The sequence below is a fragment of the Acidovorax sp. A79 genome (assembly GCF_041154505.1).
Lineage (GTDB): Bacteria > Pseudomonadota > Gammaproteobacteria > Burkholderiales > Burkholderiaceae_C > Acidovorax.
Window position 1 is genome coordinate 1450762 of the sequence record NZ_AP028672.1, and the last position, 20249, is coordinate 1471010.

A 20249-nucleotide genomic window follows, 5' to 3' on the forward strand; every position below is an offset into this window, starting at 1 on the left:
TCCCCATTGCGGAAACGGGCTGCGGCAGCCCGGTCGGGCGGTTAGCTGGCGGCCGTAACGGTTCTCTCAGCTACAGCTACAACGACATCGACGGCCGCGCCGCCATGGCCGCGCGCCAGCGCAGCAGGTGCGGGTGCTGCTCGCCCGGCTTGTGCTTGACCACGCGCGCAAAATCCACCGCCACCACGGCCGTGATGTCGGCCACGCTGAAGCGGTCGGTGGCCATGAAGTCGCGCCCCGCCAGGCGCTCGTTGAGCAGCTGAAAGAACTGCCCCACCCGCACCAGCCCACGCTCGGCCAGGGCCGGGATCTGCGGATAGTCCACCGCGCCCGGCAGCGCCCGGTTGGCCATGGCGGGCGCGCTGTTGCGCAGCGCCTCGGCAATGGCCTGCAGGCCCTCGAACTCCATGCGCCAGTTCCAGCTGGCGATCTCGGCCTTCTCTGCCGGCGTCTCGCCCAGCAGTGCAGGCTGCGGGTAGCGCGCTTCGAGATACGCGGTGATCGCCGCGTTGTCGGTCAGCAGCAAACCCTCTTCGGTGCGCAACGCGGGCACCGTGCACTGCGGGTTGATCTGACGGTAGGCCTCGCCCAGTTGCTCGCCATTGCGCAGGTCCACCTGCACGGTGTCGTGGGCAACGCCCTTTTCTGCCAGCAGGATGCGCGCACGGCGCGGGCTGGGCGCGGTGGCGCAGTCGTACAAAGTGATCATGGTGACGCCTTGCAAGAAAACTCAGCGTGCGGGTGAAGAAGCTGCTGCTGCCGCCGCCTCGATCTTGTCCTGCGTCTTGGTGTCAAAGTCGCTGGCGTCATGCCGCTCGCGCAACTGGCTGGCCGGGTCGCCATTGACGCGGTTGACCTTGCGCCCGCGCTGCACCGCCGGGCGCTTGGCAACTTGCTCGGCCCAGCGCACCACATGCGTGTACTCGTGCACTTGCAAGAACTCGCCGGCGTTGTAGGCCTGCCCTTTCACCAGCAAGCCATACCAGGGCCAGATCGCGATGTCCGCCACCGTGTACTCATCCCCCGCCACATACTCGGTCACTGCCAGGCGCTGGTTCAGCACATCCAGCTGGCGCTTGGCCTCCATCGCATAGCGGTCAATCGCATATTCGATCTTGACCGGCGCATAGGCATAGAAATGCCCAAATCCGCCGCCCACAAACGGCGCACTGCCCATCTGCCAGAACAGCCACGACAGGCACTCGGCCCGCGCCGCGCCATCCTTGGGCAAGAAGGCGCTGCCGAACTTCTCGGCCAGGTACATCAGGATGGCACCGGACTCGAACACCCGCACCGGGTTGGCGGCGTCGGTGCGGTCCAGCAGCGCGGGGATCTTGGAGTTGGGGTTCACAGAAACAAACCCGCTACCGAACTGCTCCCCCTCGTTGATGCGAATCAGCCACGCGTCGTACTCCGCGCCGCTGTGGCCCAGCGCGAGCAGCTCTTCCAGCATCACCGTCACCTTCACGCCATTGGGCGTGCCCAGCGAATACAGCTGCAGCGGGTGCCGCCCCACGGGCAATTCCTTGTCGTGCGTGGCACCAGCAATGGGCCGGTTGATGCTGGCGAAACGGCCACCGTTTTCCTTGTTCCATTGCCAGATAGCGGGTGGGGTGTAGGGGGTGGGATCGGGCATGCAGGGGCTCCAGGCAAATGTGGGAGAGGCGGCCATGCGGCCACGGGTTGCCTCACAAGTTTAGCGGCGACCCTGCACGCCTGCATGGCTACCACCCATGCCCTTTCCGGCGTCCGCTTCCAGACTCTTTCATGGAGCAGGGCATGTCGGGGGCACCGCAGAGCGGGGTCGACCAGGCAGCCTCGGCGGCCCGCACCGGAGGACCGCGGCGCGGCTCAGAACGTATGCGCGATGCCGCTGCTGATCCCGGTGGCTCGGCTCTTGGCGGCCGCGCCCTGGTAGCCCGCGCGCCAGCGGGTACGGTCCAGCTCGGCGTAGAGCTTGGTACGGCGTGAGAATTTATATTCTGCAAACAGCATGGTCCGGCTGTACCCGTCCTCCCTGGCCCCGGTGCGCTCGCGCTCCACGCGATACCACGCCGCTGTGAGGTCGATCGTGTTCGTCGCCGACCAGGTGGCGCCGGCCGAATGGGTGCGCTGCCCGGTGCGGGCCGCTGCTGACGTCTGCGCATGGCTGCGCGCGGTGTTGACCGCCAGGCGCACGCTGCCGGACTGGTAGGCAGCGCCCAGCGTGGCGGCACGCAGCGGCAGGTCTGCCGCCGTGGTGAGCCGCTGGAAAGCCCCCGAGATGACCCAGCCCCCGGCCGTGTACGCCAGGCCGGCACCGGCCGAGTGCTGGGCGGCGGTGGACCCGGCGTTTTCACCCACGCTGTACATCGCCCGGGCCGTGACCGGACCGAAGAAACCGGTGTATTTGAAGGAGTTGTCCAGCCGGTACGACCCGCTGGAAGACCCGGTGGCACCGTACTCCACCCCGAGGCCGTGGTTGCTCAAGGCCGCAGTGACGATGTTGGGATTGAAGGCCGCAAAGCGCATACCCACGGCATCCACCGGGCTGACGGCATCGGCCAGCAGATTGGTCTGACGCCCAAGGGTGACCTGCCCCCACGAACCACCGACGCCAACGATGGCGGCTCGATCAAAGAACTTGGTGACGTTGGCCGTGCTGCCCGTGTCCACGTTCAGGCCCGTCTCCAGGTTGAAGAGCGCGTACATGCCATCGCCCAGGTCCTCGCGGCTGCGGAACCCGATGCGGCTGGTGTTGTCGACCCCGCTGGCCAGGCCGGCGGCCGGTGCGTTGGCGGAGGTCATGCCCGAGGTGTGCCGCACGCTGGCGTCGACGATGCCATACACGGTGGGGCCACCCTGCTGGGCAAATGCGAAGGCCGGCACACTCAGTGCGGCGACGAGGACAGGAATCAAGCGGGTCATAGGACTCTTTTGTCGTTGTCGTGATGTGCGCGCAGCCGCCAGCCGCACCGTGCAAAGCCGGTGCCTGTCGTGTCTGAGGTGCGCGCAGGAAGGGGCATGCGCCCCGGGCGCAGGGGGCGTGCCTGGGCGGTGCCGGGAGTCGCCGCGTCAGCGAGCGGTGGCGGGCTCCATGCCGGTACTGCGGATGATGGGTGCTGCAGCCGACGCCGAAAGGAAGCGGATCAGATGGCGGGCCGCTTCCGGATTGGCCGACCCAGCCGCCACCCCGGCCGAGAAAAACACGCGCTGCTGCACTTCGTCCGGCAACGGGCCGACAAACTCCAGCTCCTTGAACGGCAACAGCTCACTCACCTGCTGAAAGCCGATCTCGGCATCGCCGCGCAGCACCACCGCGCCCACGCGTTCGCTGAATATCTTGGTGGCCTTGTCCTTGATCTGCTCCGCGACACCCAGACGCGGGAACAATTCGGTCGACAGATAGACGCCGCTCGCGCTGGCCGAGTAGGCGATGGATTTGGCATCGAGCAGCGTCTTCTTGAGCGCATCGACCGTGCTGATGTCGGGCTTGGGCGTGCCCTTGCGCACGCTCATGCCGATCATCGAACGCGCGAGATCCACGCGGCTGCCCTGCTGCACCTTGCCCTGGGCAATGAGTGCCTCCAGGCCCGAATCGGCCAGGATGACGATATCGAACTGCTCGTTGCGGGCAAAACGGCTCGGGATCGAATCGGGCGCGTTGCCCATGGATGCACCCCGCTCCGTGACCACCTTGTGGCCGGTGGCCTGCTCGTACAGCGGGATCAACTGGTCGTACGCAGCCGAGAAGCCGCCCGATGTGACCACGCGGATCTCTGCGGCCTGGACGCTGGCCGGCACGGCGCCCGCCATGCCCAGGCCCACCGCCAGCGCGGTGCCCAGCATGGCGTTCAGGAATCGTCGGCGCGGCGCCCGCGGGGACCGGGTAGTCGTCGAATGGACGGATTGCATGTCTTGTCTCCTGATGTCTTGTTGGAATGCGGGGCGCTGCGCCTCAGTCCGCAGTGATCTTTCGCTCGCGCACGATGCGGCCCCACTTGCCGTGCTCTGCCGCGATGAACTTGCCCAGTTCTTCCCGCGTGCCGGGCGCAGCCGTCTGGCCGTGCTTGAGGAGGTTTTCGCGTACCTCGGGGGTGTTGAGCACCTTCACCAGCTCGACATTCCAGCGGTCGAGCAACGGCTTGGGCGTTTTGGCCGAAGCCACGAACGCATACCAGTTGGTGGCATTGAAGCCCGGGAACGTCTCGGCCACCGTGGGCACATTGGGCAGGTAGGCGGGGCGGGTCAGCCCGGTGGTGGCCAGCGGCACCAGCTTGCCCGATTCGATGTGGGGCAGCGCCGTTGGAGGGGCCGCATAAAACGACGTGACCCGCTCGCCCAGCACATCCTGCAGCGCCGGGGCACCCCCTTTGTAGGGCACATGCACGGTATCGATCTTGGCCACATCGTTGAGCAGCTCGCCCGCCAGGTGGGAAGCAGACCCAGGGCCGGTCGAGGCAAAGTCGAGCTTACCGGGCTCACGCTTGGCCTTCGCCACGAATTCGCCCAGGGTCTTGATGCCGGTGCTGGCCGGCACCACCAGCACATTGGGAAAGCTCACTCCCATGGTGATGGGCGACAGATCCTTGAGCGGGTCGTAGCGCACGGCCATGAAATGGGGCGCGATGGTGAGCGGCCCGATCGATCCAAACAGCAACACCGAACCATCCGATGGACCGGTGGCGACCTGCGTGTGCGCCAGATTGCCGCCCGCGCCCGGCTTGTTGTCCACCACCACGCTCTGGCCAATGTTTTCGCCCAGCTTCTTGGCAATCAGCCGCGCAGCGATATCCGCCGAACCGCCGGCGGCAAAGCCCACGACCAGGGTGACCGGCTTTTTGGGAGGGAAGTCTTGAGCCTGGGCTGTGGTGTGGGCCAGCGCAAGGCTGACCGCGAGGGTGGCCGCCGCGATCAGTGAACGTCGTTGCATGTCGGTGATTTCCAGAAGCGGCCGAAGCACGGTCGGCCTTGCTAGGAGCGCAAGTCTAGGCAGGGCACAATGGTCTGTGAATTGCAATTTAAGGAGCGACTGTTGCATGGCACGCATCAAATTCGATATGGGTGAACTGCAGGCATTCGTGGCCACCGCGGAGAAGGCGAGCTTCCGGCTTGCCGCCGAAGCGCTGTGCCTGTCGGCACCCGCCTTGAGCCGGCGCGTGGAGCGGCTGGAGCTGGCCCTGGGCGTGCGACTGCTGGAGCGCACCACCCGCAGCGTGGAACTGACCGCCATCGGCCAGGAGTTTCTGCACGAGGCTCGCACCGCGCTGGCCGGGCTGGATGCGGCCGTGCAGCGCGTGAGCGACCAGGTACACCTGCGCCGGGGGCGGGTCACGATTGCTTGCATCCCGTCGGTGGCAAGCCATCTCCTGCCCCGTGTGCTGCGCGGCTTTGCAGTCGCGCAACCTGAAGTGCAGGTGCATGTCATGGACGAAAGCGCAAGCCAGGTCCTGGACGCCGTGCTCAGCGGCGCGGCCGATTTCGGGCTCAGCTTCACGGGAAGTCAGGAGTCTGCCGTTCGCTTTGAAGCCCTGACCAAAGAGCGCTACATGCTGGCCATGCCGCGCAGCCACCGCTGGGCCAAGCGCAAGGAAGTGCCCTGGGCCGAACTGGCCGGGATGCGGCTGGTGTCGGTATCGCGCGACAGCGCCAACCGCCTGCTGCTGGACCAGGCCACGGCCGACCTGCCCGAGCAACCGGTGGCTTGGTACGAATGCAATCACGTGGCGGGCGCGCTGGCCCTGGTGGAAGGTGGCCTGGGGCTGGCCGTTCTGCCCCAGCTGGCACTGCCGCCTGCTCACGCCGAGGTCTGCGGCGTGCCCCTCAGCGCACCCGACTTGTGGCGCACCCTGGGTCTGCTGCAGCGGCGCGACCGTGTGCTGTCACCCGCGGCTGACGCGTTGAGGGCACGGGTGAAGCAGTTGCACGGCGCGGGTTGAGGAAGACCCGGCAGCCGCAATGCGTACTCTGGTGTGGCTTACCCACGGGCAATTCACCGTCACACGGCGCACCAGCGATGCGGGCTTGATGCTGGCTGCACCTTCCGAACCTGGAGAGGCTTGTCTTTGGAGTACCACTTCACTTCGAAGGTCGGCTGTTCGTGTTCTCACCCAGGGCGTAAACGGGTCTTGCGAGCAGCTAACTAGCCGCTTGTCTCTCCAGCGAGACGGCGACGAAGGCAACGACATAAAATTTGATAGCTGCCAGCGATTGCTGGATGAGCGCCGGGGCAAAAATACCGAAATTTCTGCCTCCCCGCGTCGGTTCTCTCCTGGGCCTCAGTGGGCCTTGTCCCAATTCGCCCCCACCCCCACCTCGGCCAGCAGCGGCACCTTCAGCGCAGCCACCTCCGCCATCAGGCGCGGGATGTGACTCTTGAGCCAGTCCACCTCGCCCTCGGGCAGCTCGAACACCAGTTCGTCGTGCACCTGCATGATCATTTGGATGCCCGGCTTGTGCGCGTCCAGCTCCTTCTGAACCGCCACCATCGCCAGCTTGATCAGATCGGCCGCCGTACCTTGCATAGGGGCGTTGATGGCAGCGCGCTCAGCCCCTGCGCGGCGGGGGCCGTTGGGGGAGTTGATCTCGGGCAGGTACAGGCGACGGCCAAACACGGTTTCGACATAGCCCATGGACTTGGCGGCGGCCTTGGTGTCGTCCATGTACTGCTTCACGCCGGGGTAGCGCTGGAAGTACTTGTCGATGTAGGCGGCAGCGGCCTTGGTTTCTATCCCTAAGTTCTTGGCCAGGCCGAAGCTGCTCATGCCGTAGATCAGGCCAAAGTTGATGACCTTGGCGTAGCGGCGTTGCTCGCTGGTGACCTGATCGACCTCCACCCCAAACACTTCGGCGGCGGTGGCGCGGTGCACGTCCAGCCCGGCGTGGAAGGCGTGCAGCAGCGAGTGGTCGCCGCTGAGGTGGGCCATGATGCGCAGCTCGATCTGCGAGTAGTCGGCGCTGGCGATCACGCGGCCCGCGGGAGCGACGAAGGCCTCGCGCACGCGGCGGCCTTCGGGGGTGCGGATGGGGATGTTCTGCAGGTTGGGGTCGTTGCTCGACAGGCGGCCCGTCACCGCCACGGCCTGCGCGTAGTGGGTGTGCACGCGGCCCGTGCGCGGCAGCGCCAGCTGGGCCAGCTTGTCGGTGTAGGTGCCTTTGAGCTTGCTCAAGGATCGGTGCTCCAGCAGCTTGGCGGGCAGGGGGTAGTCCTCGGCCAGTTTTTCCAGCACCTCTTCGTCGGTGCTGCGCGCGCCGGTGGCGGTCTTTTTGACCACGGGCATGCCCAGCTTGTCGAAGAAGATTTCGCCCAGTTGCTTGGGGCTGCTCAGGTTGAAGGGCTGGCCTGCGATTTCGTACGCCTCGGTTTCGAGCTGCAGGATGCGCTGGCCCAGCTCGTGGCTCTGCGTGGCCAGGGTGGGCGCATCGATCAGCACGCCGTTGCGCTCGATGCGGTACAGCGCCTCGCTGCTCTGCATCTCCAGCTCGTAGATGAAGCGCAGCTTGTCGTCCGCCTGCAGCAGCGGCCACAGCGCGTTGTGCACGTCCAGGGTCTGGTCCGAGTCTTCGCACGAGTAGGCGGCGGCCTTGTCCACGGGCACCTGGGCAAACGGGATCTGGTGCGCGCCCTTGCCGCACAGGTCTTCATAGGTGATGCCCTTGCGGCCGGTGTGGCGCTCGGCCAGGCTGGTCAGGTTGTGGGGCTTGTGCACTTCGAGCACGTAGCTTTGCAGCATGGTGTCGTGTGCGTAGCCCTGCACCTCGATGCCGTGGTTGGCGAACACATGGCGGTCGTACTTGATGTGCTGGCCCAGCTTGTGGTGCCTGGCGTTCTCCAGCCAGGGCTTGAGGCGGGCCAGCACCTCGTCCATCGGCAGCTGCGCGGGTGCGTCGGGGCCTTCATGCCGCAGCGGTATGTAGGCGGCCTCGCCGGGCTGCACACTGAAGGAAATGCCCACGATCTGCGCACGCATCTCGTCGAGCGAATCGGTTTCAGTGTCGATCGCCGCCAGCGGGGCCTTGTGCAGGCGTTCCAGCCACTGGTCAAAGTCGGCCCAGTTGAGGATGGTGTCGTACACCACGGTGCGGTGCTGGGCTTCTTCGGCCACGGTGCTGGCCGAGTGGTCGGCAAACAGATCACCACTTTGACCGGGCATGGCAACGGTGGGAGCTGTGGTGGCGGGGGCCGCTGCGCCCTTGATCGCGCTGGCCAGGCCCTTGAAGCCATACTTTTCGTAAAACGGCAGCAAGCCGGTGTTGTCTGGCGCGTCCAGCGTGATGTCGTCAAACGCAGGCAGGCCGGGGATGTAGTCGGCCAGCGCGCAATCGGTCTTCATGGTGACAAGCTGACGGCTCAATGCCAGCTGACCGCTGGCAATCGCCTCGCGCAGATTGTTGCCCGCCGCGCCCTTGATGGCGTCGGCGTTGGCAATCAGGTTATCGAGCGAGCCGTATTCTTCCAGCCACTTGGCGGCGGTCTTGGGGCCTACCTTGGTCACGCCGGGCACGTTGTCCACGGTGTCGCCCACCAGGGCCTGGTAGTCCACCATCAGCGTGGGTGGCACGCCAAACTCTGCCGTCACGCCCGCCACGTCGCGGCGCTTGCCGCTCATGGTGTCGATGATGGTGATGTGCTCGTTGACCAGCTGGCTCAAATCTTTGTCGCCACTGGACACAATGACCTCAATGCCCTGTGCGGCTGCTGCGTTGGCCAAGGTGGCGATCACGTCATCGGCCTCTACGCCGGGCACGGCCACCACCTTCCAGCCCAGCAGGTCCACCACCTCGTGGATGGGCTCGATCTGGCTGCGCAGGTCGTCTGGCATGGGCGAGCGCGTGGCCTTGTATTCGGTGTACAAGGCATCGCGGAAGGTGGGGCCCGATGCGTCGAACACGCACACGGCATAGTCGGCCGTCACCTCTTTGCGCAGGGCCTGCATCATGTTGATCATGCCCCGGATGGCGCCCGTGGCGGCGCTGGTGGGGTCGCCCGGCACGGCCCGCAGGTCGGGCATGGCGTGGAAGGCGCGGTAGAGGTAGCTGGAGCCGTCCACCAGCACCAGGGTCTTTTTGTTGCTCATGCGGCAATTGTGCACGGCCAAGCCCCGCCCAGCCCGCGCCCTACAATCGCCCCATGCGCGCTCTTCACCTCCTTTTGCTGCTGGGCATTGCCTCCGGCACCGCCCTGGCCCAGAGTTCAAGCCAAAATGCCCCCCAGGGCACGGCAGACACGCGCGAGGCGCTCTCAAACCAGGAGCAACCTGCAGGCCGTTCCAACCAGCGCACCGAGCGCATCCATGTCGAAGACGCGGGCAACCGCGTGGATGAGCTGCGCGTGGGCGGCCAGACCCAGATCATTTCCGTGCAGCCCAAGACCGGCAACCTGCCCGGCTATGAAGTGCAGTCGCCCGACGGCGCCCGCAGCCGCGCGGGCAGCAACAGCGGCGCGGAGACCACCACCGCCCCGCGCGTCTGGAACGTGCTGAAGTTCTGAGGCCCCTGCGGCGCCGGGCAGCGCCACCGCGCTGCCCCCATGAAGCCGCTGCACGCCCTGCCCTTTTGCTGTCAGTTTTTCATTTCTTTGTAACCCCCCTGAGCGATGGCCGTCTTTACCGAAGTCTCCAACACCGAGGCGCGCGAGCTGCTGCGCCGTTTGCAACTGGGTGAGCTGGTGGCGCTGCGCGGCATCGAGGGTGGCATCGAGAACACTAACTACTTTCTCACCAGCGACCAGGGCGAGTTCGTGCTGACGCTGTTCGAGCGCCTCACCGCCGCGCAGCTGCCGTTCTACCTGTACCTGATGAAGCACCTGGCGCACGGTGGCGTGCCCGTGCCCGATCCGCGCGCCGACCAGGACGGCGACATCCTGCACACCGTGTGTGGCAAGCCCGCCGCCGTGGTGAACAAGCTGCGCGGCAAGAGCCAGCTGGCGCCGCAGGCCGCGCATTGCGCCGCCGTGGGCACGATGCTCGCCCGCATGCACCTGGCGGGCCGCGACTTCGACCGCCATCAGCCCAACCTGCGCGGCCTGCCCTGGTGGAACGAAACGGTGCCGGTGGTGTTGCCGCACGTCGGCGCAACCCAGGCCGCCCTGCTGCGCTCCGAACTGGCCTACCAGAACCATGTGGCCGCCGGCGCCGCCTACGCGGCCCTGCCGCGCGGCCCCGTGCACGCCGACCTGTTCCGCGACAACGTGATGTTCGAGGGCGAAGAGCTCACCGGCTTCTTCGACTTCTACTTCGCGGGCGTGGACACCTGGCTGTTCGACCTGGCCGTGTGCCTGAACGACTGGTGCATCGACCTCGCCACGGGCCAGCACGATGCCGGGCGCGCCACCCGCATGCTCGACGCCTACCAGGCCGTGCGCCCGCTCACGGCGGCCGAGCGCGAACTGCTCCCCGCCATGCTGCGCGCGGGCGCCCTGCGGTTCTGGATCTCGCGCCTGTGGGACTTCCACCTGCCGCGCGAAGCCTCGATGCTGACGCCCCACGACCCCACGCACTTCGAGCGGGTGCTGCGCGCCCGCATTGCGCAGCCCGTGCACGCCTGAGATGAAGCCCCTGGAGCCGCCCGTGGCGCCCGCCCCCGCCACGGGGATGTCGCGCTCGCGGCGGCGCGGCCCGTGCGGCATGTTCCGCGCCGGGGCCGACCCCGCCGCAGGGGCCACGGCGGACGCGGAGCGCCCTGGATCACCGGAGCACGAAGACGCGAAGCGCCTTTCTTGACCGGCCCGGCGGAAAATCCGCGTTCGGGCCTTCGCGGCAGGGGGGATCCCTTGCACCGCGGCCGGAATGGGCCGCTGGGGTAAATTCCAAGCTATGCATTGCACTGCCAGCGGAAGCCTCTCGGCTGCCAGCAGTGCCCGGGCGCAGGCCCCACCCTCTTTTCTCCTCCTAAGCATCCATGAAACTCCACATCGTCCCCGCCCGCACCGGCATGGCCTGGGTCAAGCTCGGCATCCGGACGTTCTGGCGGCAACCCATGGCGCTGGCGGCGCTGTTCTTCATGACCATGGCGTCCATGTCGCTGGCCACGCTGATTCCGCTGGTGGGCCCGGCCATCGCGCTGGTGCTGCTGCCCTCGGCCACGCTGGCCATGATGGTGGCCTCGGCGGAAGCCACGCAGGGGCGGTTTCCCACCCCCGCCGTGCTGCTGGTGGCGTTTCGCACCGGCCAGCAGCGGCTGCGCGACATGCTGGTGCTCGGCGCCCTCTATGCGGCGGGCTTCCTGGCCGTGATGGGCCTGTCGGCGCTGCTGGACGGCGGCCAGTTCGCGCGGGTGTACCTGGGCGGCGCCGCCCTGACCAAGGAAGTGGCGGAAGACCCCGCCTTCCAGGGCGCCATGTGGCTGTCCATGATGCTGTACCTGCCGCTGTCGCTGCTGTTCTGGCATGCCCCGGGGCTCGTGCACTGGCACGGCGTGCCGCCGGTCAAGGCGCTGTTCTTCAGCATCGTGGCCTGCGTGCGCAACTTTGGCGCGTTCCTGGTCTACGGGCTGGGCTGGCTGGGCGTGTTCCTGCTGGGGGGCGTGGTGGTCACGCTGGCGTCCGCGCTGCTGGCCGCGGCGGGGCTGGCCGGATCGACCGCGGGCGGCATCATGGTGGGGGCCGCGATGGTGATGGCGGCCATGTTCTTCACATCGGTGGTTTTCACCTTCCGCGACTGCTTCGAGCCCCCGTCCCATCCAGCCTCCGAGGCACCACCCCATGACGACGCACCGCCCCCACCCGCACCAGCTCCTGGGCCGCACTGAGGACGAGCCTGGCCTGGTACCAGCGGCGCGGCCTGCTGCAGGCCGCAGCGCTGTGGATAGCCACGGGCGGCTGGGTGGCCGCGCACGCCCAGTCGCGCAGCAACATCGTGGAGCTGCGCGGCCAGGTGCTGCGCAACGGCGAGGCGCTGACCCCGCAGCACAGCATCGCCGCGGGAGACCGCCTTGAAACCGGGCCCGGCGCCACCGTGGTCTTTGCGGTGGGCGACGGCGCCTTCCTGGTGCGCCAGAACTCGCGCGTGGCGCTGGAGGGCGAGACGCCCACCGCCGTCAGGGTGCTGCGCCTGGTCAGCGGCGCCGTGGCCAGCGTGTGGGGCCGGGGCGCGGAGCGCCAGGTGATCCTGCCCACCGCCACCGCCGGCATCCGGGGCACGGGGGTGTACGCCGAGGTCTTCGCCGATCAGGACAACCGGGGCTACTTCTGCAATTGCTACGGCACGGTGGACCTGGCGGCGGGCACCGAAAGCCTGGTCAGCGAGGCGTCATACCACCAGTCGTTCTGGGCCGAGAGCGCGCCGCGCAATGGCCGCCTGCTCACCCCGGCCGGCGCCATCAACCACACCGATGAGGAACTGGAGTTCCTGGCCAGCCTCATCCACCAGCGCACGGCCTGGCAGATCGCCGGGCGCAAGGGCACCAAGGACGGCAGCGGGCAGATGGGTTACACCGCGACGCCCGGTGCGAGCGGCACACCCGCCGCCACGCCGGCACGCCCCTCGCCCCCCGCCCCGCCGCCACCGCCGCCGGGTTCGGACTACTGAGCCCCTGCCCCCAAAACAAAAAAGGCCGGCCCCCTGGGCCGGCCTGCAAGCAACCAATTCATCAAGGAAGGTGAGAGGCCCATTCCCTCTCACCCCGCCCCGTCAGGTGCCCACGTTGCCGCCGTCGTTCTTCGTGATCACGATGGTGGCCGAGCGAGGGCGCTTGCCCGCGCCGTAGCCGGCGTTGGCGGGCCACTGGCTCTGGAACTTGGCGGGGTCGCCCAGGTTGGCCATGCCGGTGGACTCGCCCGGGTGCTGGATGTTCACGAAGATCGTCTTGCCGTCGGGCGTTTCGGCCAGGCCCGTGATCTCGCAGCCCTTGGGGCCGACCAGGAAACGCTTGAGCGTGTCGGCCGTGGCGGCCTTGCCCACGGGCGAGACGATGTCGAACTTGCTGCCATCCGCCTTGGTGTAGGTCAGCGTCTTCTTGCCGCCGTCGCCCACCTGGCCGGGCACCGCCGCCAGCATCATGCAGTTGCTCGCATCGGTGTAGGCGCCGTCATCGGTCTGGATCCAGCAGATGCCCGTGGCCTTGCTGAAGGCCAGGCCGTCGGGGCTGGAGAAGTCCTGGTCGTCCGTCAGGGCCGAGATGTTGATCAGCGTCTTGTCGGCACTGGCTTCCGCGCCGAACAGGTACACGTCCCAGGTGAAGGCCGACACGGACGCACCTTCCTTCAGGCGCACCATGTGGCCGTTGGGGTTGCCTTCCTGCTTGGTCGTGCCCTTCATGTCGGTGTAGGCGCGGGGGTTGGCCGCGTCGGGCAGGTACTGGCCGCTGCCAGGGTTGGCGCTGCGGGCGCTGTTGTTGGTCAGTGTGAAGTACACCTCGCCGTTGGCGGGGTTCACGGCGTTCCACTCGGGGCGGTCCATCTTCGTGGCACCCACGGCGTCGGCGGCCAGGCGGGTGTTGATGACGATGTCGGCCGCGTCGGCGAACTTGTAGGTGGCATAGCCGCTGATGGCGGTGTTGGTGAGCGACAGCTCCACCCAGCCGCCGGTGCCGTCGGCGTTGAACTTGGCGGCGTACAGCTTGCCGCTGTCCAGGTACTTGTCGCCGATGGCCAGGCGGTCGCTGGCGTTGGCGTCGGCCGGGTTCCACGTGGCGGTGGACACGAACTTGTAGATGTACTCGCCGCGCGAGTCGTCGCCCATGTAGATGGACAGCGGCTGGCCGGCCACCACCTTGCCGAAGGCCGCGCTCTCGTGCGCGAAGCGGCCCAGGCCGGTGCGCTTCTTGGCCATGCGGGTCTTGTCGTAGGCGTCGATCTCGACGATGTAGCCCATGCCGTTCATCTCGTTGCGGTAGTCGTCCGTGCCGTCCACCGACGTGCCGGTCTTGCTGTTGTTCCAGCGCTGGTACTTGTCGTCGGTGCCGCCGCTTTCCCAGCCGTGGCGCGATGCGGCGCCCTGGTTGCGGCCATAGCGCTTGAGGGCCGTCACGCTCTTGTCGTTGCCGCGCGCGGCATCGTCGGCGGCGCCACGCGTGAAGTAGCCGAACCAGTTTTCCTCACCGGTCAGGAAGGTGCCCCAGGGCGTCTTGCCCGTGCCGCAATTGTTCAGCGTGCCGCGCGTGGTGGTGCCGGTGGGCGAGAACTTGGTGAACAGCTGCGCGCTGCCGCGGGCCGGGCCCGAGATCTCGATGGGGCTGAGCGACGTGAGGCGGAAGTTCAACGCGGAGTTCTGCGCGTAGGCCCACTTGCCGCCGGACTTGGCCACTTCGATCACGGCGATGCCGTGGATGGCCGTTTCCTTGTCGATTTCCGCCGCGGGGCGGGGCAAGGTGGTGGTGCCGCCATTGGCGTGCAGGAAGTACGAGGACAGCTTCTCGTCGGTGGTGGCTTCGTGGTTGATGGCCAGCAGGCCGCGCTCGGTGGCGTTGTCGCTGCGCTTGCCGTCGGCGCCCAGGCCGAACCATTCCATGCCGTCATGGTGGTCGCCGGCGCGCTTGTCGAAGTCGCCGTCGGTGCCGTCGTTCTTGTACGCGGACACGCCCGCCGCAATGGGGTCGCCCAGCGCGAAGATCACGCTGGCGGTGTAGCCCGCGGGCACGGCCACCACGTCGGCCAGGCTCTTGGACACGGCGCCGAAGCCCAGCAGCTTGGGGCCGGCGGGGGGAGGCGTCACCACGGGGTCGTCGCTGCCGCCACAGGCACTCACGCCGAACCCGGCCAGCACGGTGGTGCCGACGGAGCCCACGCCGCCGCGCAGCAGGCCACGGCGCGACAGGCGGGCGCCCAGCACCGCGTCGAACGTGGGGTTGGCGGAGGTGTTGGCGTTTTCGTTGTTGAAGTCGATGGCCTGCTCGGGCGTATCCACGCGGTGGGTCATGGGGGTTCCTCGGGTTGTTGGTTACAAAACCCCTGGAGCGTAGAAACCGCGGGTGACATCCCCGTGAAGGTTTTGCGTCGGTTTGATGACAGGCGTTCCCGGCCAGGACCCAGGGAATTCGGCAAATACGAATCACTACCATTTGTATAATCCCTTCTCACCCCCGCCCACCCAGCCAGTCGTCTGTGCCCACGCTCGCGCGCAGGCCCCTTCCAGCCAGTGCGGCCCCGCCATCCACACCCATCCTTCGCGGTGCCACCACCGGCCCATGGCCCCGTGCGGCAGCCCGCGTGATTCCCTGGAGACCACTGCATGACATTCCCCTCCCTGAAGACGTCCCTGCTGGGGGCTGCGTTTTTCGCGGGTAGCTTCGCCTGCGCCTACAGCACCGGCGCTGCCGCCCAGACGGCACCGGCGGCGGCCCCGCAGGCCCAGGCGAAACAGGCAGTGACGGCCCAGGCCGTGGCGGCGCACTACGCGCAGCTGGTGCATGCCAACTACAGCGACACCCTGGCCAGCGCGCAGGCATTGCGCGAGGCCGTGCAGGCCTTCACCGCCAAGCCCTCGGCCGAGACCCTGGCAGACGCCCGCAAGAAGTGGCTGGCCGCGCGCGAGTTCTACGGCCAGACCGAGGCCTTCCGCTTCTACGGCGGGCCCATCGACAACGACAACGGACCTGAGGGCCGCATCAACGCCTGGCCCATGGACGAATCGTTCGTCGACAGCGTCCAGGGCAAGCCCAATGCGGGCCTGGTGAACAACCGCAAGTTCGTCATCAGCAAGAAGAACCTGTCTGCGCAGAACGAGCGCGGCGGCGAGGAGAACATCGCCACCGGCTGGCATGCCATCGAGTTCTTCCTGTGGGGCCAGGACCTGTCCGAGACCGGCCCGGGCGACCGCAGCTTCGAAGACTTCGTGGACGGCAAGGCCCCCAACGCCGACCGCCGCCGCCAGTACCTGACCGTGGTGACCGACCTGCTCATCGACGACCTCACCTCGCTGGTGAAGGCCTGGGCACCGGACGCCAGGAACAACTACGGCACCCGCTTCGCGCGCGGCGGCCAGGAGTCCGTTCGCAAGATGCTCGTGGGCCTGGGCTCGCTCTCGCGCGGCGAGCTGGCCGGCGAACGCCTGGAAGTGGCCCTGAACAGCCAGGACCAGGAAGACGAGCACTCGTGCTTCTCGGACAACACCCACCGCGACGCGGTGACCAACGCCAAGGGCATCCAGAACGTGTGGCTGGGCGAGTACCAGCGTGCCGACGGCAGCGTGGTCAAGGGCGCATCGCTGCGCGACCTGGTGGCTGCCAAGGACGCGGCGCTGGCCGACAAGACCACGAAGCAGATCGCGGCCTCGGTGGCTGCCGCCGAAGGCATCCAGGCACCGTTCGACCGCGAGATCATCGGCGGCAAGGACGCACCGGGCCGCCAGCGCATCCAGAAGACCATCGACAGCCTCACGCAGCAAAGCAAGGACCTCGTCGCCGCGGCCAACGCGATCGGCATCACCAAGCTGACCCTGGTCCAGCCCTGAGCATGAAGCCTGCGCAAGCCATTGCCCGCCGGCGCACCGTGCGCCTGGCGGCAGCCAGCACCGCCATCGTCGCACTCGCAAGCTTCGGCGGCTTGGGCCTGCAGTCGTTGACGGCGGCGCCCCAGCCCGACCCGCTGGGCGAAAAAACCGGCGGCGAGACCACGGTGTTCGCCACCGGGCGCAACGCCTTCTCGTTCCCGGCCGCCAACCTGACCGATGAGGAGCGCACGCGCTTCGTCATCGGCAACTCGTTCTTCCGCCGCAACTGGGTGGAGGCGCCCGCCTCCACCAAGGCGCGCGACGGCCTCGGCCCGCACTTCATCGCGCGCTCGTGCGGCGGCTGCCACGTGCAGGACGGCCGGGGCGAGCCGCCAGCGATCTTCAACCGCCTGGGCGAAACGAAGGACCCCACGGTGGCCCTGCTGATCCGCCTGTCCATACCCGGCACCGACGTGCACGGCGGGCCGGTGCACGACCCGGTGTACGGCGACCAGTTCAACAACGCGGCCATCCAGGGCGTCAAGCCCGAAGGCCGCGTGACCCTGCGCTACGACACCATCAAGGGCCGATTCGCCGACGGCACGCCCTACACGCTGCAAAAGCCCATCTACGGCTTTGCCGACCTGGGCTACGGCCCCCTGCACAAGGACGTGATGACGAGCCCGCGCATCGCGCCACAGATCATCGGCGTGGGCCTGCTCGAAGCCATCGCCGAGGCCGACATCCTGGCCAACGCCGCCGATCAGGCCGCCGCCCCCGGCCCCATCAAGGGCGTGCCCAACAAGGTGTGGGACGGGCCCGCCGGCCGCATGATGGTCGGGCGCTTCGGCTGGAAGGCCAACGTGGCCACCATCGCGCACCAGACGGGCGGCGCCTTCCTGGGCGACATGGGCATCACCTCGCGCCACTTCGCGCAAGAGGCCTGCACGCCCACGCAGAAGGACTGCCTGGCCGCCCCGAGCGGCAAGAGCGGTGGCGACCAAGGCCAGCCCGGCGTGGAGATCGACGACAAGACCCTGGCCGACGTGATCTTCTACCAGGCCACGCTGGCCCCGCCCGCGCGTCGCAACATCAACGACGCGCAGGTGCTGCGCGGCCAGGCGCTGTTTGCGCAGGCCCAGTGCGCCACCTGCCACCGCCCGAGCTACGTCACCAAGGAAGGCCCCTTCCCGCAGCTGACCAGCAAGGCCCTGAACGGCCAGCGCATAGCGCCCTACACCGACCTGCTGCTGCACGACATGGGCGAGCGCCTGGCCGACGGCCGGCCCGACTTTGGCGCCAACGGCCGGCAGTGGAAGACCCCGCCGCTGTGGGGCACGGGCCTGATCAAGGACGTGAACGGCCACACCCGCCTGCTGCACGACGGCCGTGCGCGCGGCGTGCTCGAAGCCGTGCTGTGGCACGGCGGCGAGGCCGAGGAGGCCAAGAACCAGGTGCTCAGGATGAAGAAAGCCGACCGTGACGCGCTCGTGAAGTTCGTGGAGTCGTTATGAGAATTTACCCCCACGCTCCCCACTCCGTGTGGTCGCTGCCCCCCGAGGGTGCCGCGTTTTCATCTTGGGGCGGCCCGGCAATGAAAACATCCCTCCTTGCAGCCGCCCTGCTGCTGGCCACCCTGCCCCCTCTCACAGCGCAGGCACAGTCTGCGGCGCCCACTGCCCCCCCCATCCCAGCCTGGCAGCGCAACGCCGTGCCGTTCTACGACACGGTGCACGCCCTGCAAGGCATCTACGGCCACTGGGCCCTGCCACGCGCACAGGACTTCGACCGCGATGCCCGCGCCCTGGTGCCCGCCGTGGCGGCGCTGTGCCAGGCGCCGGCGGCAGACGGCAAGGCCGCGCTCGACTCCGCACGCGCCGCCTGGCAGGCCACGGCCCGCGCGTGGGAGCAACTCGCCGCCGTGTCCGTGGGCCCCGTCATCGCACGCCGCAGCCAGCGCGCCATCGACTTCACGCCCACGCGCCCCGCGCTGATCGACAAAGCCATCGCTGCCCAGCCCCAGGGCGCCAAGGCCTTCGAGCGCATCGGCACCCCCGCCAAGGGCCTGCCCGCGCTGGAATGGCTGCTGTGGACGCGCCCGGCCCAGCCCGGCAGCCCCGCCTGCGGCTACGCGCACGAAGTGGCCCAGGATGTGGCGCGGGAATCCGCCGCGCTCGCCAAGGCCTATGCCGATGCGGCGGCCACCGACTGGGGCGCCGAGGACGAGCAGGAGCAGTCCACCCAGGCCATCAGCGAATTCGTGAACCAGTGGGTGGGCGGCATCGAGCGCCTGCGCTGGGCGCAGATGGACAAGCCGCTGCGCGCCGCTGGATCGGGATCCGGCGCCCGCACGCCCGACTACCCCCGCACCGCCAGCGGCACCACGCTGGCGGCCTGGGCGGCCACCTGGGGCGGCCTGCGCAGCGTGACCACCCTGCCCGCCAGCGCCGAGATACCGGCGGCTGGCGAGGCCCTGGTGCCTCTGGAGATGTACCTGCGCGGCAAGGGCCTGAACCCGCTGGCCGACAAGCTGCGCCAGGCCACCGACAAGGTCGACGCGTCGATGGCCCAGGTGCAGAAGTCCGGCCTGCAGAACAAGGCGGCCATCCAGCAGACCGCCAGGGACCTGGCGGCGCTGAAGTTCCTGGCCGAGTCCGAAGTGGCGCCCGCGCTGCAGGTGAGCATTGGATTCTCGGATGCAGACGGTGACTGATCTTCTGCACCGCCGGCACGTGCTGGCCCTGCTGGGGGGCCTCGGTGCCTGCGTGCTTGCGCCAGGTGCCGTCTTCGCCAAACCCGGTGACCGCGTGCACCTGGCTGCCGCGTGGGAGCGCCAGGGCAGCTTCCACATCGGCGTGCTGTCCACGCAGGAGGGTGCCGGGCAGGCGCTGCAGGTCCACGCGTCGCTGGAAGTGCCCACGCGCGCCCACGGCCTGTGCGTGCTGCCTGACGGCTCCGTGCTGGCCACCGCCCGCCGGCCCGGCGACTGGCTGGTGCGCTGGCAGCCGGACAAAGACAGCGAGCCCCAGTGGCTCTGGCAAGACGGAGAGCGCTCCTTCAACGGCCACGTGCTCGCCAGCGCCGATGGCCAGCGGCTGTACACCACCGAGACCGACGCCGAGACCGGCGCGAGCTTGATCGTGGCGCGCGACGCCCACACGCTCGTGAAAACCGCCGAATGGCCTACCCACGGCATCGACGCGCATGAATTGCTCTGGGACACGCAGGGCGGCAAGAGCAAGGGCCAAGGCAGCGCCGCCCCCACGCTGATCGTCGCCAACGGCGGCGTGCCCACCGCGCCAGAAACAGGCCGCGTCAAGCGCGACCTGGGCACCATGGACTCATCGCTCGTGCGGCTCGACGCCCGCACGGGCCGGCTGCTGGGCCAATGGCGCCTGCAGGACCCCCGCCTGAGCCTGCGCCACCTGGCATGGAGCCCCGATGGAACCACGCTGGGCATCGCGCTGCAGGCCGAGCACGACGACGCAGCCGCCAAGGACGCCGCCCCGGTGCTGGCCCTGTTCGACGGCACGGCGCTGCGCGTGGTGGCTGCACCCCAGGCCATCGCCCAGGGCATCCACGGCTACGGCGGCAGCATGGCCGCCACGCCCGCCGGCTGGGCCGTGAGCTGCCCCCGCGCCCACGGCATTGCCACGTTTTCATTGCAGGGCGAGTGGCAGGGCCTGGTGCCCCTGCCCGAGGCCTGCCCCCTGGCGGTGCAAGGCGGCGCGCTGTGGGCAGCCGGCCTGGGCGCCAGCCTGCAGAGCGCGCAGGCCGCCGCGCCCCTGCGCCACCCGCATGGCCGGGGCTTGCAGGATGTGCGGCTGGACAACCACTGGGTGCTGGCGCAGAAAATTGGAATGAAAAGTGCCCCCAGCGCTTGATGGACAAGCGCAACCAGCT

16 protein-coding genes are annotated in these 20249 nt (G+C 68.3%); 9 read left to right on the forward strand and 7 right to left on the reverse strand.

Annotation, left to right across the window (positions count from 1 at the left end):
- Positions 1-76 precede the first annotated feature (76 nt).
- From ACAM51_RS06525 to ACAM51_RS06545, 5 genes are all read right to left on the reverse strand, one after another.
- A complete protein-coding gene (locus ACAM51_RS06525) occupies positions 77-709 on the reverse strand; it encodes a glutathione S-transferase (protein WP_218295670.1) in 633 nt (210 codons plus the stop codon).
- A 21-nt stretch (positions 710-730) separates the two neighbouring features.
- A complete protein-coding gene (gene yghU / locus ACAM51_RS06530) occupies positions 731-1636 on the reverse strand; it encodes a glutathione-dependent disulfide-bond oxidoreductase (RefSeq protein WP_369643048.1) in 906 nt (301 codons plus the stop codon).
- A 215-nt stretch (positions 1637-1851) separates the two neighbouring features.
- Positions 1852-2907, reverse strand: a complete 1056-nt coding sequence (locus ACAM51_RS06535; protein ID WP_369643049.1) for a porin — start codon at positions 2905-2907, stop codon at positions 1852-1854.
- 147 nt (positions 2908-3054) lie between these two features.
- Positions 3055-3894 (reverse strand): substrate-binding domain-containing protein, encoded by an 840-nt coding sequence (locus ACAM51_RS06540; RefSeq protein WP_369643050.1) that lies wholly within the window; start codon positions 3892-3894, stop codon positions 3055-3057.
- A gap of 43 nt (positions 3895-3937) precedes the next feature.
- The gene (locus tag ACAM51_RS06545) at positions 3938-4912 is read right to left on the reverse strand and encodes a Bug family tripartite tricarboxylate transporter substrate binding protein (protein WP_369643051.1); all 975 of its coding nucleotides are present in this window, start codon (positions 4910-4912) and stop codon (positions 3938-3940) included.
- A gap of 106 nt (positions 4913-5018) precedes the next feature.
- Between ACAM51_RS06545 and ACAM51_RS06550 the strand changes: the two genes are divergently transcribed.
- Positions 5019-5918, forward strand: coding sequence for a LysR family transcriptional regulator (locus ACAM51_RS06550; RefSeq protein WP_218295675.1), 900 nt, complete (start codon positions 5019-5021; stop codon positions 5916-5918).
- A gap of 339 nt (positions 5919-6257) precedes the next feature.
- Here ACAM51_RS06550 and polA read toward each other — a convergent pair whose 3' ends face one another.
- Positions 6258-9056 carry a DNA polymerase I gene (gene polA / locus ACAM51_RS06555; RefSeq protein WP_369643052.1) on the reverse strand — a complete coding sequence of 933 codons (2799 nt, stop codon included), beginning with the start codon at positions 9054-9056 and terminating at the stop codon, positions 6258-6260.
- Positions 9057-9109: 53 nt separating this feature from the next.
- Between polA and ACAM51_RS06560 the strand changes: the two genes are divergently transcribed.
- The 4 genes from ACAM51_RS06560 (at position 9110) to ACAM51_RS06575 (ending at position 12506) form a co-directional block, all read left to right on the forward strand.
- Positions 9110-9469, forward strand: coding sequence for a hypothetical protein (locus ACAM51_RS06560; RefSeq protein WP_218295677.1), 360 nt, complete (start codon positions 9110-9112; stop codon positions 9467-9469).
- A 105-nt stretch (positions 9470-9574) separates the two neighbouring features.
- Positions 9575-10525: a homoserine kinase gene (locus tag ACAM51_RS06565; RefSeq protein ID WP_369643053.1), complete on the forward strand. Its 951-nt coding sequence runs from the start codon at positions 9575-9577 to the stop codon at positions 10523-10525.
- A gap of 353 nt (positions 10526-10878) precedes the next feature.
- Positions 10879-11727, forward strand: a complete 849-nt coding sequence (locus ACAM51_RS06570) for a BPSS1780 family membrane protein (RefSeq protein WP_218295679.1) — start codon at positions 10879-10881, stop codon at positions 11725-11727.
- 74 nt (positions 11728-11801) lie between these two features.
- Entirely contained in the window at positions 11802-12506 is a 705-nt protein-coding gene (locus tag ACAM51_RS06575) for an iron dicitrate transport regulator FecR (protein WP_369643054.1), read from the forward strand.
- A gap of 102 nt (positions 12507-12608) precedes the next feature.
- Here ACAM51_RS06575 and ACAM51_RS06580 read toward each other — a convergent pair whose 3' ends face one another.
- Positions 12609-14834, reverse strand: coding sequence for a PhoX family phosphatase (locus ACAM51_RS06580; protein ID WP_369643055.1), 2226 nt, complete (start codon positions 14832-14834; stop codon positions 12609-12611).
- Between the two features lie 312 nt (positions 14835-15146).
- Between ACAM51_RS06580 and ACAM51_RS06585 the strand changes: the two genes are divergently transcribed.
- The 4 genes from ACAM51_RS06585 (at position 15147) to ACAM51_RS06600 (ending at position 20230) form a co-directional block, all read left to right on the forward strand.
- Positions 15147-16367, forward strand: a complete 1221-nt coding sequence (locus tag ACAM51_RS06585; RefSeq protein WP_369643056.1) for an imelysin family protein — start codon at positions 15147-15149, stop codon at positions 16365-16367.
- Positions 16368-16369: 2 nt separating this feature from the next.
- A complete protein-coding gene (locus tag ACAM51_RS06590; RefSeq protein ID WP_369643057.1) occupies positions 16370-17860 on the forward strand; it encodes a di-heme oxidoredictase family protein in 1491 nt (496 codons plus the stop codon).
- Between the two features lie 80 nt (positions 17861-17940).
- On the forward strand, positions 17941-19059 hold the full coding sequence (locus ACAM51_RS06595; RefSeq protein WP_369643058.1) for an imelysin family protein: 1119 nt from the start codon (positions 17941-17943) through the stop codon (positions 19057-19059).
- On the forward strand, positions 19052-20230 hold the full coding sequence (locus ACAM51_RS06600; RefSeq protein ID WP_369643059.1) for a DUF1513 domain-containing protein: 1179 nt from the start codon (positions 19052-19054) through the stop codon (positions 20228-20230). The genes ACAM51_RS06595 and ACAM51_RS06600 overlap by 8 nt, the downstream gene beginning before the upstream one ends.
- Positions 20231-20249: the final 19 nt, after the last annotated feature.

Bases quoted from the DNA above. Each gene is read 5' to 3' on its own strand.
- polA (WP_369643052.1), bottom strand. From the start codon at position 9,056: ATGAGCAACAAAAAGACCCTGGTGCTGGTGGACGGCTCCAGCTACCTC.
- ACAM51_RS06585 (WP_369643056.1), top strand. From the start codon at position 15,147: ATGACATTCCCCTCCCTGAAGACGTCCCTGCTGGGGGCTGCGTTTTTC.
- ACAM51_RS06535 (WP_369643049.1), bottom strand. From the start codon at position 2,907: ATGACCCGCTTGATTCCTGTCCTCGTCGCCGCACTGAGTGTGCCGGCC.
- ACAM51_RS06565 (WP_369643053.1), top strand. From the start codon at position 9,575: ATGGCCGTCTTTACCGAAGTCTCCAACACCGAGGCGCGCGAGCTGCTG.
- ACAM51_RS06590 (WP_369643057.1), top strand. From the start codon at position 16,370: ATGAAGCCTGCGCAAGCCATTGCCCGCCGGCGCACCGTGCGCCTGGCG.
- ACAM51_RS06540 (WP_369643050.1), bottom strand. From the start codon at position 3,894: ATGCAATCCGTCCATTCGACGACTACCCGGTCCCCGCGGGCGCCGCGC.
- ACAM51_RS06580 (WP_369643055.1), bottom strand. From the start codon at position 14,834: ATGACCCACCGCGTGGATACGCCCGAGCAGGCCATCGACTTCAACAAC.
- ACAM51_RS06550 (WP_218295675.1), top strand. From the start codon at position 5,019: ATGGCACGCATCAAATTCGATATGGGTGAACTGCAGGCATTCGTGGCC.
- yghU (WP_369643048.1), bottom strand. From the start codon at position 1,636: ATGCCCGATCCCACCCCCTACACCCCACCCGCTATCTGGCAATGGAAC.
- ACAM51_RS06545 (WP_369643051.1), bottom strand. From the start codon at position 4,912: ATGCAACGACGTTCACTGATCGCGGCGGCCACCCTCGCGGTCAGCCTT.
- ACAM51_RS06595 (WP_369643058.1), top strand. From the start codon at position 17,941: ATGAAAACATCCCTCCTTGCAGCCGCCCTGCTGCTGGCCACCCTGCCC.
- ACAM51_RS06570 (WP_218295679.1), top strand. From the start codon at position 10,879: ATGAAACTCCACATCGTCCCCGCCCGCACCGGCATGGCCTGGGTCAAG.
- ACAM51_RS06525 (WP_218295670.1), bottom strand. From the start codon at position 709: ATGATCACTTTGTACGACTGCGCCACCGCGCCCAGCCCGCGCCGTGCG.
- ACAM51_RS06560 (WP_218295677.1), top strand. From the start codon at position 9,110: ATGCGCGCTCTTCACCTCCTTTTGCTGCTGGGCATTGCCTCCGGCACC.